A 15,502-nucleotide genomic window follows, 5' to 3' on the forward strand; every position below is an offset into this window, starting at 1 on the left:
AGAGTGCCCCTCATAGAGATCACCCAGGGCACGTACATGAACGACCTGATCAAACAAGAACGACACGAAGGCGTCCTGACGCTCACCTTTGACCGCCCCGACAAACTCAATGCGCTGAATAACAGCATGTATACGCAGCTGGCCGACCTGTTGCTGGCCGCTGACGAAGACGCCGAAACCGGCGTGATCATTCTGACTGGCGGAGCCTCGTGCTTTACCAGCGGTAACGACCTCGCAGACTTTCTCCAGCATCCGCCAACCGATCTGGACAGCCCGGCGTTCCGCTTGATGCGCGTGGTCATCCACCTGCAAAAACCGTTGATCGCGGCCGTGTGCGGAGCGGCCATCGGGATCGGCACCACCCTGCTTCTGCATTGCGATCAGGTGCTGGTCACCCGCAATACGCGGTTGCGCACGCCGTTCGTCAACCTGGGCCTGTGTCCGGAGTTCGGCGCCAGCCTGCTGCTGCCGCGCCTGCTCGGTCATGCCCGGGCGGCGCGCTTGCTGTTTTGGGGAGACAGTCTGGACGGGGCCGCCGCCGTCGCGTGCGGGTTGGCCAACGAACTGTTCGACGACGGGCAGCAGTGCCTGGCGGCCGCAGAGCATATGGCTCGTCGCCTGCTGGCGCTCCCCCAGGAAGCTCTGCGTCAGTCCCGGCAATTGCTCAAACAGACGTCGATGCCGGAACTGCAAGCCACCCTTCGCCAAGAGAATTTGCTGTTCATCAAACGCCTGAAAACCCCTGAAGCGCAGGCGGCGTTGAACGCACTCCTTAATCGCAGCACCGAAAAGAACCCCTCTACAGGAAAGCCTTCATGAACACCCCAGACGTATTTGTTGTCAGCGCCGCACGCACCGCCATCGGCTCCTTTGGCGGCTCGCTCAAAGATGTGCCGCTGGCCGATCTGGCGACCACGGCCGTCAAGGCAGCCCTGGAGCGGTCCGGCGTGGACCCGGCGCAAATCGGCCATCTGGTGATGGGCAATGTGATCCCGACCGAAACCCGCGACGCCTACATTTCCCGAGTCGCCGCGATGAACGCCGGCATCCCGAAGGAAACACCCGCCTACAACGTCAACCGCCTCTGCGGCTCCGGCCTGCAAGCGATTATCAGCGCGGCCCAGACCTTGATGCTCGGCGACGCCGAAATCGCGATCGGCGCCGGTGCCGAATCCATGAGCCGCGGCCCGTACCTGATGCCGTCCGCCCGTTGGGGCGCGCGCATGGGCAACGTCCAGGCCATCGACTACATGCTGGGCATCCTGCATGACCCGTTCCATGGCATCCACATGGGCATCACCGCCGAGAACATCGCCCAGCGCAACGGCATCACCCGCGACATGCAGGACGCCCTCGCCCTGGAAGATCAAAAACGCGCGGCGTTCGCGATCGCCAATGGCTACTTCAGTGAGCAGATCGCTGCGGTCGAAATCCGCGGTCGCAAGGAAACGACGCTGTTCAGCATCGACGAACACCCGCGTTCCACCTCCCTGGAACAACTGGCGCAGATGAAGCCGGCGTTCAAGAAGGACGGTTCAGTCACTGCCGGCAATGCCTCGGGATTGAACGACGGTGCCGCAGCACTGGTCATGGCCACCGGCAAGGCAGTTCAGGCCAACAACCTGCGCCCTCTCGCCCGTCTGGTCAGCTACGCCCACGCCGGTGTCGAGCCGGAGCTGATGGGCCTGGGCCCGATTCCCGCCACGCGCCTGGCACTTAAACGCGCAGGCCTGACCACCGCCGATATGGACGTGATCGAAGCCAACATCGCCTTCGCCGCCCAGGCCTGCGCGGTCAGCCAGGAACTGGATCTCGACCCGGCCAAGGTCAACCCGAACGGCTCGGGCATTTCCCTCGGTCACCCGGTGGGCGCGACAGGGGCAATGATTGCCACCAAAGCCATCCACGAACTGCACCGCGTCAACGGCCGGTATGCGCTGGTGACCATGTGCATTGGTGGTGGTCAGGGGATTGCGGCGATTTTTGAGCGGGTTTGAGTGTTAGAGCGATGTCCGGTGCAATGCCGGACATCGCAAGACAGAAGTCTTCAGCAACTCCGACGCCAGCATCACAATGCGCTGAGCATATGCTGAATGGCTTTGTGGCCAGACTTCGGGGCATCGGTAAAAAAGTCCGCGATACGCGCCGCGAACTTCTGAGTGTTTTGAAAGGATTCATTCATTGTCAAAGCGGTGTCATTAATCGAGACCATGACGTAAGCACTCTGCCCACTGCCAATAAAGCCGATAGACGCGTGATCATTGCCGTGATGCAAGATGATTAAAAGAGAGTCGCGGGCAATCGGGCACTTTTCCACTTCCCATTCAGGTGGCTCATTTCTGCCGAAAGCCTGAGTGAGTCTGGATAAGAATGAAGCTCGCCGAGTCGCCTCCCCCTGTAACTGCTGTTTAGCCAAAACCAGCACTTTGCTCCAGGCAACGACATCGTAGGAAACAGGATAATCACGACATTCGTACGAGCGTGAATCTTCGCAGGGAAAAGATGTGCCCTCAGTCGCAGGTGCATATTTGAAACCCTTTGAGGCAGACATCTCCTCTTTGTACTTGCTCAGAAAGCCCTGAACACTGGCAACAGCTGAACTGGACATCAGACAAGGATCTTCAGTACCTGTCGGCAGATCAAAATAAAGATCATCGAAAATCAATGCTCCCGGGGACCGGTCAAGCGGCGTACCATCATTGACCCAGCCAATACCTGAACGCTTGGTTTGCTGCTCATCAAATTGCTCCAGCAAGCTAATGAGCTGATCACGCTGAACGGCATCAGCCATTATTTCAGAGAGCAAAGCCGCGGAAATTTCGTATCCGCCTTGTGTTTCCAGATCAGCCTCGAACCCCCTCATCTCGCGAAGCGCATGGGCAAGTTCGGCATTTGAAAGTTGAGGTCTGGCATCAGTCATAAATTTACTCTACCTCCCGGCAGTCCGTAGCGCAAAGCGCAGCCATGACCACTTATCGTCGAGGGTCATAGCGAGCAGAAAACGCCTGTGCGTCTGCTCCGCTGAAATGGAAATACTCATCAGGACGCCCTCTGCGCCAAACCGCAGTGATACGTCCGTTGTTGGGCGATAGACGGCGCATTTTGCAGCCGTATTGATAGAAATCGATGAGTTTACTGCCCCCTTTCGGATCAGCATGCAGCAATAACTCTCCGTCATCACCCTCGTCCAAAGCAGCTTGAATGGTGCAATCAATCAACGCCTTGGCAACCCCACGAACCGCTGGCTGACGCAAGAATTGCTCATACAGTTCCGAGGGTGCATCCGATAGATACCAGGTAAAGGCACGCTGTCGCTCGACACCCTGCACATTGCAATGAAGCTTCGGTACAAGGGAAAGCATGCCGATGGGGAATGTTTGCTCCCCCTTTGAAACCACGACACACATGGCCTTGCCGTTCTCGGAGGCGTTGCCAGGCATCCTCGTGAGGTAGTTGTGAACAGCCACGAGCTTCAGGTAATTGGGCCAGCGCCATCCGACGTCAGCACGGGTTTTCTGACTCCTTGAGCTGTCATGGGAGTAATAGCGATTGACGATGGGTTGAACCGTTTCGTGCCATTGCCTGGCAAGAGCTTCGGTCATGGGTACGACACTGACTTTCACCTGGAAGGGTGTTCCGCAGGCGTCGCTGGCGAGCAGCGACACGATGGGCCGCTGTAGCGGCATAAGTAAGCTTCCTTGCACATATGAGCTGAAAGAGTTTGCAGACGTTGATTTGCTGCTACTCAAGCTAGCATAGGGTTTGGAATATCGCGCCGGGCGGCATTGTTCATAATGTTTCTAACGTTTAACCGCCAGGAACATTAAGAGAAACAGGGGGTGGGATGGGTGTTCAGCAAGTTTCCGGAAGCTACAGCGCATCGCGCCATTTCCTACAACCGCTCGAGACTCCATGGCGATAGTGATGACTTGTCACCATGGAGCCAAGAGCGGAATTTAACGTAGCGGGTACTCGGGATTACCGACCCGCCCATTTGACCTAGATATTTTTTTCGTCGATCCCGGCCTGTAACGATTGGCTGTCGTAATGACCGCCAAAGGTGGCAGGACCCAGTTTGACGCTGTGCTCGCCCGGTGTTGAAACAACCGGTTTACCGGCTTCACTTTCTGCCTTTTCAGGCAAATCCAGACCGGCGTTGACCCCGTAATCACTGTTGCTCACGCTCGCTGTGCTGACCTCGGAACCACCCAGGTCAACGCGGCCTTCAGTGGCCGCAATCCGTGCGCCGGTCAATTGCGTTGTACCGTCCACCTTCAGGTTCACACCTTGGGAGCCATTGATACCGGAAGCCTGGCCGACGCTGTCTTTATGCGTGTAACCGCCCTCCAGTTTCAGTGTCGGTTTGTAGTCGGTCCCGCCCAGCTTTTTGTTATCGGCCACTTTGTCCTTGTCGGCCGGTGCAGCCTTCTTGCCCGTCAGGCCGAGGTCCAGATCAACCTTGAAGCGGGTCTGGCTGTCCTGGCGACTTTCCACGTTCAAGTCACCGCCCACCTTGCCGCTGACAGTCGCCGCATCAATCCGCGCCCCCGCCAGATGTGCGTCACCAGCGCTGTTCAACACCACACTGTCGGCCTTGATCTGGCTGTTCTGCTGGGTCGCGCCTTGCTGGTAATCCACGCCAACCTTGGCCCCGGCATTAAAGCCGTGATCACGGGTGGCGACGTTCTTTTCATCCGTGACAACCGGTGTGCTGTTGCTCAGGTTGCCGCCGGCATTCAGCGCCACATTCCAGTTGGTGCGGGTCTGAGTGGATTCAGCCGATTCCTGATAAATGCCGCCGCTCTGCGCATCGAAGCTGACGCTCGGGGCGTTGACCTGGGTGCCTTGCAGGTGGATCGCATCGCCGCTCAGGGCAATTTTGTCCTGGCTGTTGAGCTGGCTACCGGTCAAGGTCCGGGTCGTTTCACTGACCCGGCCGATGTTGAAATTGCCGCTCACATTGCCGCCCTTGTCAGCACTTTTCTCTGTGCTGGTTTTGCTGCCGCCCACCTTGAGGCCACCGCCGAGGTTGCTGCCGGTCGCGGTGTGGGTGTCGGTCGCCGCTTGCAGATCGAGTTTGCCGCCAGCCTTCAGGTCAATGCCGCCCAGCGTGTCGACCTTCGTCCCTTGCAGGGTCTGATCGCCACCGCTGCTCAGAAGCACTGGACCTTTGCCCTGAATACTCGACACTTGAGCCTGACTGTCCCGGGTCTGTTTGCCGGTGTGATCGAGCTGGAAACCGGCGCCCAGATCGACATTGGTGCCGTTGGTGCCCGGCGCAGTGCCGACGTTCAACGAGCCGCTGCCGCGCAGGCTGGAGGTGTCGCTGCTCTGGCGATCATTGGCTTGATTCAGCGCCAGTTCACCACCGGTCTTGATCGAAACACCGCCCTGCCCGCCATCAAAATGGCTGCCTTCGAATCGGCCATCGCCGCGCAGGTTGATGTTCACCCCTTCGCTGCCGGCATAGCTGCCGACCACGGCGCTGGAAGTGTCCTTGTGCGTCTGACTGCTACCGCCCGCGCCGCTGCCGGCGACGTTCACGTCCTCACCGGTTTTGGTGTAGACCCGCACGTCGGCCTTGGCGTCCAGCGCCTGATCGGTGCTGCTGTGGGTATTGCTCGTAGCGCTCGCCACCAATGTATCGGCGCTGATGTTTACCTTGCCCGCGCTCGCCTGGTACTGAGTGCCCTGGTCCCGCAAGGTCCCGGCCACGTTCACGTCCACGGTGCCGCCCTTGAACTGGCTGACCACTGCGTTGCCAGTCTGCTCGGTGTGGCTGGCGTTCTGATGACCGATCGCGAGGTCGATGCCCACATTCGGCTGGCCGAGATTGGCCAGTGCATCCTTGTCCGGCACTTTGCCGGCCAACACATCCTTGACCGCTCCGGCGATCGGCCGGGCGATGTCCTTGTACTCGACGTTGGCGCCAATGTCCGCCGACCAGTTGCTGTCTTTATGGGTGCTGCTGTCGGTGTTGTTCGCGGCGCGATTGTCGACATCGACCGCCGCGACATTCAGACCTTTTCCGCCATCAAGACGCGCGCCTTCGGTGGTGAGTTTGCCCGTGTTGATGTTCAGGTTACCGCTGCTCTGCACGTCGGTGGTTTGCGCCGTGGTTTTGCTCGTGGTGTCTTGCGAGGTGGTGTGCGCGAAATCGACGCCGCTGCCGGCGCGGTCGAGGCCACCGGTGTAATAGAAGCCGCCGCTGGTGCTGGTTTTATCCGTCGAAGTGCTGTGGCTGTCCTGCTCGGCCAGCAGCGAGACATTTTTGCCGGTCAGCGTCGCGTCGCCGTGGGTCGCCTTGACCTCGGCGCCTTTGAGCGTCAGGTCGCCGCCCGCCGCCAATTGCACTGTGCCGCCGCTGAGGCTTGAGCCCTGCTGTTTGACGTCGTTGCTGGTCACGGCTTGTTGCTTGTCTTCGTAATGCACACCGGCACGATACTGGCCGGCACCCGGAGCGTTTTCCTTGGCGTAGGCATCGAAGCCGCGCGTCTCGGTGGTCGTGCTGCTGTCGTGGGTATCTTGCGCGGAATGCACCTGCACATCTCCCGCCGCGTCCGCACTCAGAGTGCCACCAGCCTTGACCGTGGAACCGGCCACTTCAATGTCCTTGGCGCTCTTGAGCGTGAGGTTGCTGTCCGACGTCAGCTCGCTGCGCACCGTGCTGCTGTCCTTGGCGTTCTGCCGGGTTTCATCCTTGGTGATGCCGAAGAACTTGCTGTCCTTGTCGTGGTTGTTGGCGTGGGAAGTGTCCTGCACACCATCGATCACCAGCGAACCCTTGTCGCTGATGACGCTGGATTCAGTGCCGCCGCGCACCTGGCTGCCGCTGATGCGTACGTCATCGGCCTTGACGATCAGCTTGCCGGCCGCGTTGATTTTACTGCCCTGATTCTGGGTCTTGCCCTGATCGCCGTCGCCGGTCTTGCCGAAGAAACCGCCGCCCACCAGATCGCCCGAATAACGGTTGTCGCTCGTGCGCTGAGTGCGGCTCGCGCTGGTGATTTCCAACTGTTTTCCCGCGAGGTTTATGTCTCCGGCGCTGTTCAGCTCAACACCTTCGGAACGCAGCAACGCGGCGGTCTGCAGGGCGATGTTGCCGCCCTTCAATTGACTGGTGATGCTGCGCTGCTCTTCACTGCGGGTGTCCCAATCGGCTTTCCACAGGTGTTTACGGTGGTTGCCCTGATCGGTCTGGGTGTGGCTTTCGGTGGCAGCGCTCAGGCGTAAATCATCGCCGCTTTGCACGCTAAGATTCTTTGCCGCTTCGATCTTGGCGGCCTTCAATTCGGTGTCACCAGCGGACGACAGTTGTGCGTCTCGGCTGGCGAGAATCTGGCTGCCGTGTTGGCGTGAGTCGCTGTCGGTCTGCGTGCGGTCGTAGGTTTCCCAGGTAATGCCGATAGTGCTGTTGTTCCAGTTTTCGCGTTTCTCCTGGAGATGACGGCTTTCGACGGTGGTCAGGGTCAGGTTACGTCCGGCGTCGAGTTTGACGTCGCGACCGCTGACGTCGGCGGCGGCCAGGGTCAGGTCTTTGCCGCTGTGCAAACCAACGTCGCCCTGACTACTGCGCACACCTGCCCGGACCACATCGAGGCTGTTCGGAACCGCTTGACCGCTGATGCTCAAATCGCCTGCCGAGCGGATCTGCACGCCATCGCGGCCCGCGACCTGTACCGGCCCGACCCGCACGCCCGCACCTTCAGCGGTGCTGACGATGTTGATGCGCCCGGCCTGCATGGCGCCAAACAGGCTGGCGTCGATGCGTTGATCGCTGGTGTTGCCGGCTGGGTCAACAGCTTTCACCTGGCCCGAGGCGTAATCCACCTGATTGCGGCCGACGGTGAGGTTCATCTGATCCCGAGCGTTGAGGCTGCCCTGGCTGTCGATGCGTGGGGCGATCAGGTTGATCGAGCCCTCACGGTTTTGCAGTCCCGCGCCCTGAATCTGCAACGTGCCGGAGGCATCACGGGTGCTCAGGGCTTGCAGCTTGCCGTTGTTCAATTCGGGGCGGCCGACCACCAGATTGGCGTTCGGCGTGTTGATGAAACTGCCGCCGTTCACCGAGATACCGTTGGGGTTGGCCAACACGTAATCGGCGGAGCGGCCGAAGATTTCCTGGGCACCGTTGATGGCCGATGCGTTGCGGCTGACCACTTCGTTGAGGATCACGCTCGCGGCCTGGCCCTGGAGCTGCGGGTTGGCAGCCAGTTGCCCGGCGAGCTGGGACTGCCCGGCCTGCAAGGCGTTGTTCAACACCAGGCCTTGGCGATCCACGTTGTAATCGAGGAACTGGTTATGCGACAGGCCCGCGCCATTGGGCGCAACGATATTGACGATCGGCACGCCGCCCTGGGTTTGCAGTTGCGCGGTGCCGCCGGGGCCCGGTGCGACCACCACGCCACCCGCGAGGGCGCTTGGCAGATGGGCAATCAGGAACAGGCTGGCAATCGCCCAGCGCAGTTTTCCCCGAGGGGAAAGATGAAACGCAAATGTTTGTTCAGGCATAGGAACCTCTCAATAAAAGTGCGGCATCACGTTGCGCGTTGGGATGATTGCCGAGGCTGTCGCGCACAGGTCCGACGGCTGAATGTTTATAGGGTGAGGCGGTGGTCATATCTGCAACCCCACGCGCATCAGCCAGGTCTCTGGCTCATGCCTTAAACCGCTGGGGGTGTTGAGGCTGCGTTGGTAATCGACGTCTACTTGCAGGTTTTTCCAGCTCAGGTTGACCCCGGCGCTGGCACCGCTCAGGCGTTGCCCCTGGGTGCCGTGGTCGGCCTTGATCCAGCCGTTGTCCAGACCCAGGCGCGGGGTGACTTGCACCGGAAATTCGCTGCGCAACGGCAGACGCAAGGTATTGCGCCAGATCGCACCGCTGGCCCCGGACGCACTGTTGACCCGGTAACCGCGCACCGCGGAATCGTCGGTGCCGAGCAGTTGTTCGATAGCGGGCAGCGGATCGGGGCTGTACTGCACGTTCAACTGGCTTTGCCATTGCCATGTCTGCTGGCCGAACCGGCCGTTGCGCCACTGGCTGAGGCCGGCGCGGTACTTGCGAAACTGCGCCTTGGGCAGGTTGCTGACCTGGCGCTGTGCATCGTCGTCGGCACCGAGCCAGCGCAGGCCCTGGGCGTAATTGACGTCCAGGTTCCAGACGGCACTGTTAAGCCAGAACAGGTTCAAACCGGCTTCGGCCACGGTCAGGGTCGGGCTCTGGATACCGAGGCGAACGTTCTCCAGATAACTGTCGACGTCTTTGTGGGCCAGTTGCAGGTTGGCGCTGAGTTGACGACTTTGATCGCGCCACAACACCCGGTCGGCGCGCACGCTGAGCTGGTCGGTGATGCCGGTGCTGTGGAATTTCAGGGTGCTGAGTTTGAACGGCGCGCGGTATTCGGCATGGCTGGCGAATACGCTATAGGTCCAGTAACCGTAAGGAATGGCGTAGTAAACACTGGCGTTGCGGCTGTAGCGGTCGCCGCGATTTAGGGTGTCGCTGACGCTCACGTTGAGTGCGTCGTTGAGCTCCAGTGGGCTGTCGAGACTCAGGCTCAAGGTGTCGCGATCACGCCCGGTGCTGGCGCTGCCGAGGTTGTCGACGCCCAGGCCCAACGTCCAGCGAGACTGCCCCTGAGTGCGCGAACGCAGGATGATCCGCGAGGCACCGGGCTGGGTGCCGGGGGCGATGTCGACGGTCAGGTCAAGCGAACGCAAGCGGTTCAACTGATCCAGGCCTTGCTCAAGATCACGCAGATACAGCGGCTTGCCGAGCATCCCGGGGAACGCTCCGCCGAGGGACACCGGCAGGCTCTGGTCGGCCAGTTCGATGGACTCGACGTAACCTTCATCAACCACAATATCCAGCGATTGCCCGGCTACCGGTGCGCTGCGCAGGTACGGCCGACTGGCAATGTACCCCGCTTCCACGTACAGGCCGGTGATGGTCGCCAGCAGATGGTTGATCTGGCCGACGCCCATGCAGGACGACAGTTGCGGTTTGATCCGTTCGTTGAGCGTTTGGCTGCTGATCAGGGTGACGCCGCCCACGCGCGTGCCGCTTAGGGGCCAGCAGCGTTCATCAGCGGGCACACTGGCGGAGACGGCCGGCGCCACCGGCGCCGGACCAAAGCTGCCGCGTTCCAGTTGCCGACGGCGCTGGTCCAGTTGCAGTTGTTGCAGATCGCGCTGTTGCTGTTGTTGCTGGCGCAGCACTTCCTGACCTGGTCCGGAAGGCTCTGCCGCCTGGAGTGCAGAAGCACTCAGGCTCAACAACGAAGCCAACAACAGCGTGCAAGGCGAGGATCTACGACGAGGTACAACGCGAAACGAATCCGGCACTCAACATCCCTGTCATCATCAAATGGCTTAATGCCATCCCATCAATGCGGGTGATAGTCAGATCGTTCCTACACAAATGCAAGAATTTGCCTACAACGCTTACATTTCTTAAACAATTGGTTTGCGTGCTGTTCTCGCCAACACCAAGGCGAGCGCGCCGCACAGCAGCAACGTTTCGCCCAATGCCTGGCTCCAGGCTGCAAGCATCAGCCCACTGCCGATCAACAGGTAATACAGCAAACCAAACAGTGCGCCGGCCGTACCCAGTCGATCGCCATAGTTGGCCAAAGCGGAGCCAAGGATGTTAGGGATTGCCATGCCGAATGCCAGCACCACCAGCAGCATCGGCAGCACAAACAGACCGCTGCCCTGCATGAGCCAGACGCCCAAACCGCCCGACAATGCCAACGCTGCCGCAAGCCGAATCAGCTGCGGCCCCTTGAAATCGCGATGCAGCAATCGTTTGTTGAGCCAGGCGCCAAGGCCGGAACCCAAGGCCAGGATCACACCGCTGTAGCCGAACCATTGCGCACTCAAGTCCAGTCGTTGAAACATGAATGGGCCGAGGCTGTAGTAGCTGAACAACGCAATGTTGAACAGCGCCACCAACAGCGTCGAGCGCCAGATATCGCGGTCTTGCAGCATTCGCCACAGCGTCTCGAACAGCGCGGGTGTCGTTACATTTTGCGGTCGGGTTTCCGGCAGGGTGCACGCGCATCACCCTCGCGCAGCAGTTGTGCCTGTTACCGCCCTCCCGTGCGGCGTGGATTCCGCCGGGGGTTGAACACCGCGCCGTGATGCAGCAGAGCGTCGACTACCGCTCCATTTACCTGACAGCGGAGGTGTGCGCCGAGCTGCCGCAGCAGGTCTGCGTGATTGAAGTCAGCCCGTTGCTGCGGGCGGTGCTGGAACCGATTGCGCTCGCCGACTTCGACACCGATTGGCTGCAGGGCAAATTCGTTCATCTGTTGGGTCTTTGCCTGAGCGAAATTCGCGAAGCGGTCCAACAATCGATGCTGTTGCCTTTGCCGTGGGACAAACGTCTTGCGCCGCTATTGGCAACCCCCGAACGACTGCCGCCGGAACTTCAGGTGCTGGAAAAACAGATCGGCGCCAGCGGCCGCACCATCGGGCGAATCTTCCAGCGTGAAACCGGCATGAGTTATCAGCAATGGCGCCAGCAGTGGCGGCTGATGCGCGCCATGGAACTGCTCGTCACCGGACGCAGCATCAGCTACAGCGCTTTCGAATCGGGATTTGCCAGTGACAGCGCGTTTATCGCGTTCTTCAAGGACATGACCGGCACCACCCCTGGCCATTGGCTCAAGTAAGCACCTGACGATCGGCAACAGAAATCATTTGCCACAAAATATTACCTACGTCATATTACGCATGTAATAAAGACCCGCTTTCCACAGGTATTCACTCAATGACCAGCATGCCCAGCCTTGAACACGACGTCGCTGTCCCGGTCAGCAAACCCAAGCCTCCCCTGCTCAAACGGCTGATCCTGCTGACGGCGGCCATCGCTGCTCTGGTGTTTGCCGGCCTGTACGCGACTCATTGGTGGACTGCCGGCCGTTTCATCGAAGAAACCGACGATGCCTATATCGGCGGCGACGTGACGGTGATCGGCCCGAAAGTCGCGGGGTACATTGAAGAAGTGCTGGTCACCGACAATCAGAAGGTCAAGGCCGGCGATGTGCTGATCCGCCTCGACTCCCGCGACTACCGCGCCAACCTGGCCAAGGCCGAAGGGGCGGTGGCTGCCGAAGAAGCGTTACTCGCCAACCTCGACGCCACCGAACAACTGCAACACGCGGTGATCGGCCAGGCCCGCGCCGGCATCGATGCCGCTGGCGCCGAAACCGCCCGCTCACGGGACGACAATGCGCGCTACAAAAAACTGGTCGGCAGCAATGCGGTCTCGGTGGAAAGCGCCCAACGCGCCGACGCCACGTTCAAAACGGCGCAGGCGCTCAGCTCGCGAGCCCAGGCCGAACTGCTGGCAGCACAACGTCAGCTAAACGTAATTGCAACGCAAAAACAGCAAGCCCGCGCCGCGCTGATGCAGGCCCACGCCGAACGTGATCTGGCGCAATTGAACGTGGGTTACACCGAACTGAAGGCCCCGGTAGACGGCGTGATCGGCAATCGTCGGGCGCGGGTCGGCGCTTATGCTCAAGCAGGTTCGCAGCTGCTGTCGGTGGTGCCATCCAGTGGCCTGTGGGTCGATGCCAATTTCAAGGAAGATCAACTGGCGCACATGATTCCGGGTCAACGGGTGATCATTCATGCTGACGTGCTTTCAGGACAGGAATTCCACGGCCATCTGGGCAGCCTCGCGCCGGCCAGTGGCTCACAGTTCAGCGTGCTGCCACCGGAAAACGCCACCGGCAACTTCACCAAAATCGTTCAGCGCGTGCCGGTGAGAATCATCCTTGATCCGGCCGATGGCGTGCTCGGTCACCTGCGGCCAGGCTTGTCGGTGACCGCTGAAGTGGACACCCGCAAAGAACCCGAAAACACAGCCGTGGCCAGCGCGCCATGAGCAGCGCCCTCGCCGCCCCTGCGCAACCGTTCAACGCTGCCAGCATGACAACGGCGACCAAGGTCTTCGCCTTCGCCACCATGTGCATCGGCATGTTCATTGCGCTGCTGGATATCCAGATCGTTTCCGCCTCGTTGCGGGACATCGGCGGCGGGCTCTCCGCCGGAACTGACGAAACGGCGTGGGTGCAAACCAGTTACCTGATCGCCGAAATCATCGTGATTCCGTTGTCTGGCTGGCTTTCGAGGGTGTTCTCGACGCGTTGGCTGTTTTGCGCTTCAGCGGTGGGTTTCACCTTGGCCAGCCTGCTATGCGGCGCGGCCTGGAACATCCAGAGCATGATCGCCTTCCGGGCCCTGCAAGGCTTTCTCGGTGGTTCGATGATCCCGTTGGTGTTCACCACCGCGTTCTTTTTCTTCACCGGCAAACAACGGGTAATCGCGGCCGCGACCATCGGCGCCGTGGCTTCGCTGGCACCGACCCTGGGGCCGGTGATTGGTGGCTGGATCACCGACATTTCGTCCTGGCACTGGCTGTTCTACATCAACCTGGTGCCGGGTATTTTCGTCGCGGTGGCGGTGCCGATGCTGGTGAAAATCGACCAGCCGGAACTGTCGCTGCTCAAGGGCGCCGACTACGTGAGCATGGTGTTTATGGCGCTGTTTCTCGGCTGCCTGGAATACACCCTCGAAGAAGGTCCACGCTGGAACTGGTTCAGCGACAGCACTATTTTGACCACCGCGTGGATCAGTGGCCTGGCCGGTCTGGCCTTCATCGGCCGAACCTTGCACGTGGCCAATCCGATCGTCGATTTGCGCGCCTTGAAAGACCGCAACTTCGCCCTCGGCTGTTTCTTCTCGTTCGTCACCGGGATCGGCCTGTTTGCCACGATTTACCTGACACCGCTGTTCCTTGGCCGGGTGCGTGGCTACGGTGCGCTGGACATTGGTCTGGCGGTTTTCTCCACCGGGGTGTTCCAGATCATGGCGATTCCGCTGTACGCCTTTCTGGCCAATCGCATTGACCTGCGCTGGATCATGATGACCGGCCTTGGGCTGTTCGCGCTGTCGATGTGGGATTTCAGCCCGATCACCCATGACTGGGGGGCTAAAGAATTGATGCTTCCGCAAGCACTGCGCGGAATTGCCCAGCAACTGGCGGTGCCGCCAGCGGTGACATTGACCCTCGGCGGACTTGCGCCGGCTCGGCTCAAACATGCTTCGGGGCTATTCAATCTGATGCGAAACCTGGGGGGCGCCATCGGTATCGCTGCGTGTGCGACCATTCTCAACGACCGCACCAACCTGCACTTCACCCGGTTGGCGGAACATCTGAACAGCACCAATGAAGCGCTGAATCAATGGCTGTCCCAGGTCGGCAACAACTTCGCGGCCCTCGGCCAGAGCAGCGATGCCGGCGTCACCGCCAGCCTGCATCAGCTCTGGCTGCTGACCTACCGCGAAGCCCAGACCCAGACCTACGGCGACGCGTTTCTGATGATCATGGTCTGCTTCATCATCGCCACGGCGATGGTGCCCTTGATGCGCAAGGTGCAACCACCGGCCGCGCCGTCAGCAGACGCGCATTGAGAAAGCCTTGGGGCGTATACGTTCGATTCATATCACTGGAGGCTGCACAGCCTCCAATCAACTATTAACTTCGACGCGCTCTCTTCTCTCGGCACTTTTCGACAATTCGAACGTAGGCAGTTGCTTAAGGGATAGACTCACGCAGAACAAATAGAGTATTTTTCATACCCGAACGATCGAATCTTCGCCGAACTCACAACTCGCCTGCTTCCACCATCCGCCCAGCCCCAAAAACAAGATAACTAATGCAGAGAGAGTTAAATGCTTGCAACGAGAAAAGTACAAGGCCCGGGACGTTACAAGCACGCCCGGGCTTTGCACTCAAGCTACTTAATTAAGTAAATTTTTATGAGCGGCAACATAACTGCCATCATCGCTGTAAAGATCACTGCAGTGCCCATAGGTAATTTTATATACCGTTTGCAAGCCAGATAAATTGACAGCAGTCCGCACACAACGACATAAACGTACGAAAATACGAATCGTGGAGAAGTCAAGTCTGCCGCACTAGGAAAGCGTCATGAAATACATCTGAGAGAATATCGCTCCATAATCAACCTCCCCCTAAGTAGACAGTAAGCCACGGACCAACCATTATGACCACAATAACTATAATAGGCAGAACAACAAGATGAGTGTATGTTTCAGAAACAGCGAAACCGAATTTTACTCGCATCAGCCATACTGCAGACTTATAAAAAAACGCCATCACCAGACTTAACACACACGACACTAATATCAACATATGCCACCTCGATAGACCTAGCACACAAAAAAACGTGAAAATATTAAAAATCTTAATTTAAGCAAAGCTAATTATTATTTAAACGCCTTTTTTACTTTATGGTTTAGTGTGCATCAAGTCGACCAGCATTCCCAGTGACTCCCCCCCTGTAAACGCAACTCCAGATGCGGCCAAAGCTCTAGCTATACCAGCTGGCCCCATCACCGCCCCCCCGGGGCTCCCGCACCTGTAGCCGCTGCAAAATCTCTACCCGAGAACTTCCCCCCACCTAAC

9 protein-coding genes and 1 pseudogene are annotated in these 15,502 nt (G+C 59.4%); 5 read left to right on the forward strand and 5 right to left on the reverse strand.

From position 1 onward, the window contains the following. The first annotated feature begins 36 nt into the window (after positions 1-36). Entirely contained in the window at positions 37-819 is a 783-nt protein-coding gene (locus ACYZT8_RS19625) for an enoyl-CoA hydratase (RefSeq protein WP_461975179.1), read from the forward strand. After that, positions 816-1,997, forward strand: a complete 1,182-nt coding sequence (locus ACYZT8_RS19630; protein WP_461954926.1) for an acetyl-CoA C-acyltransferase family protein — start codon at positions 816-818, stop codon at positions 1,995-1,997. Before ACYZT8_RS19625 ends, ACYZT8_RS19630 begins: the two co-directional genes overlap by 4 nt. A 71-nt stretch (positions 1,998-2,068) precedes the next feature. Here the strand turns inward: ACYZT8_RS19630 and ACYZT8_RS19635 are convergent, their stop codons facing one another. The 5 genes and pseudogenes from ACYZT8_RS19635 to ACYZT8_RS19655 all read right to left on the reverse strand — a co-directional run. Next, on the reverse strand, positions 2,069-2,920 hold the full coding sequence (locus ACYZT8_RS19635) for a hypothetical protein (protein ID WP_461975181.1): 852 nt from the start codon (positions 2,918-2,920) through the stop codon (positions 2,069-2,071). A gap of 52 nt (positions 2,921-2,972) precedes the next feature. Then, positions 2,973-3,686: a hypothetical protein gene (locus ACYZT8_RS19640; RefSeq protein WP_461975183.1), complete on the reverse strand. Its 714-nt coding sequence runs from the start codon at positions 3,684-3,686 to the stop codon at positions 2,973-2,975. A gap of 313 nt (positions 3,687-3,999) precedes the next feature. Beyond that, positions 4,000-8,511 (reverse strand): hemagglutinin repeat-containing protein, encoded by a 4,512-nt coding sequence (locus tag ACYZT8_RS19645; protein WP_461975185.1) that lies wholly within the window; start codon positions 8,509-8,511, stop codon positions 4,000-4,002. Positions 8,512-8,616: 105 nt separating this feature from the next. Next, positions 8,617-10,344 (reverse strand): ShlB/FhaC/HecB family hemolysin secretion/activation protein, encoded by a 1,728-nt coding sequence (locus tag ACYZT8_RS19650; protein ID WP_461975187.1) that lies wholly within the window; start codon positions 10,342-10,344, stop codon positions 8,617-8,619. 108 nt (positions 10,345-10,452) lie between these two features. Beyond that, positions 10,453-11,058 (reverse strand): annotated as a pseudogene (locus tag ACYZT8_RS19655) (MFS transporter); the annotation flags it as partial. On the opposite strand from ACYZT8_RS19655, the gene ACYZT8_RS19660 reads away from it, so the two are divergent. The 3 genes from ACYZT8_RS19660 (at position 11,016) to ACYZT8_RS19670 (ending at position 14,484) form a co-directional block, all read left to right on the forward strand. After that, positions 11,016-11,675: an AraC family transcriptional regulator gene (locus ACYZT8_RS19660; RefSeq protein ID WP_461975189.1), complete on the forward strand. Its 660-nt coding sequence runs from the start codon at positions 11,016-11,018 to the stop codon at positions 11,673-11,675. The pseudogene ACYZT8_RS19655 and the gene ACYZT8_RS19660 overlap by 43 nt on opposite strands. Before the next feature lie 98 nt (positions 11,676-11,773). Beyond that, on the forward strand, positions 11,774-12,895 hold the full coding sequence (locus ACYZT8_RS19665; RefSeq protein ID WP_461975191.1) for an HlyD family secretion protein: 1,122 nt from the start codon (positions 11,774-11,776) through the stop codon (positions 12,893-12,895). Next, complete coding sequence (locus ACYZT8_RS19670) at positions 12,892-14,484, forward strand: DHA2 family efflux MFS transporter permease subunit (protein WP_461975193.1); 1,593 nt, start codon at positions 12,892-12,894, stop codon at positions 14,482-14,484. Before ACYZT8_RS19665 ends, ACYZT8_RS19670 begins: the two co-directional genes overlap by 4 nt. Positions 14,485-15,502: the final 1,018 nt, after the last annotated feature.

The sequence above is a fragment of the Pseudomonas sp. LB3P93 genome, from assembly GCF_054898025.1.

Excerpts from the sequence above, each read along its gene's own strand:
- ACYZT8_RS19625 (WP_461975179.1), top strand. The coding sequence starts at position 37 with ATGAACGACCTGATCAAACAAGAACGACACGAAGGCGTCCTGACGCTC.
- ACYZT8_RS19635 (WP_461975181.1), bottom strand. The coding sequence starts at position 2,920 with ATGACTGATGCCAGACCTCAACTTTCAAATGCCGAACTTGCCCATGCG.
- ACYZT8_RS19640 (WP_461975183.1), bottom strand. The coding sequence starts at position 3,686 with ATGCCGCTACAGCGGCCCATCGTGTCGCTGCTCGCCAGCGACGCCTGC.
- ACYZT8_RS19645 (WP_461975185.1), bottom strand. The coding sequence starts at position 8,511 with ATGCCTGAACAAACATTTGCGTTTCATCTTTCCCCTCGGGGAAAACTG.
- ACYZT8_RS19670 (WP_461975193.1), top strand. The coding sequence starts at position 12,892 with ATGAGCAGCGCCCTCGCCGCCCCTGCGCAACCGTTCAACGCTGCCAGC.
- ACYZT8_RS19630 (WP_461954926.1), top strand. The coding sequence starts at position 816 with ATGAACACCCCAGACGTATTTGTTGTCAGCGCCGCACGCACCGCCATC.
- ACYZT8_RS19665 (WP_461975191.1), top strand. The coding sequence starts at position 11,774 with ATGACCAGCATGCCCAGCCTTGAACACGACGTCGCTGTCCCGGTCAGC.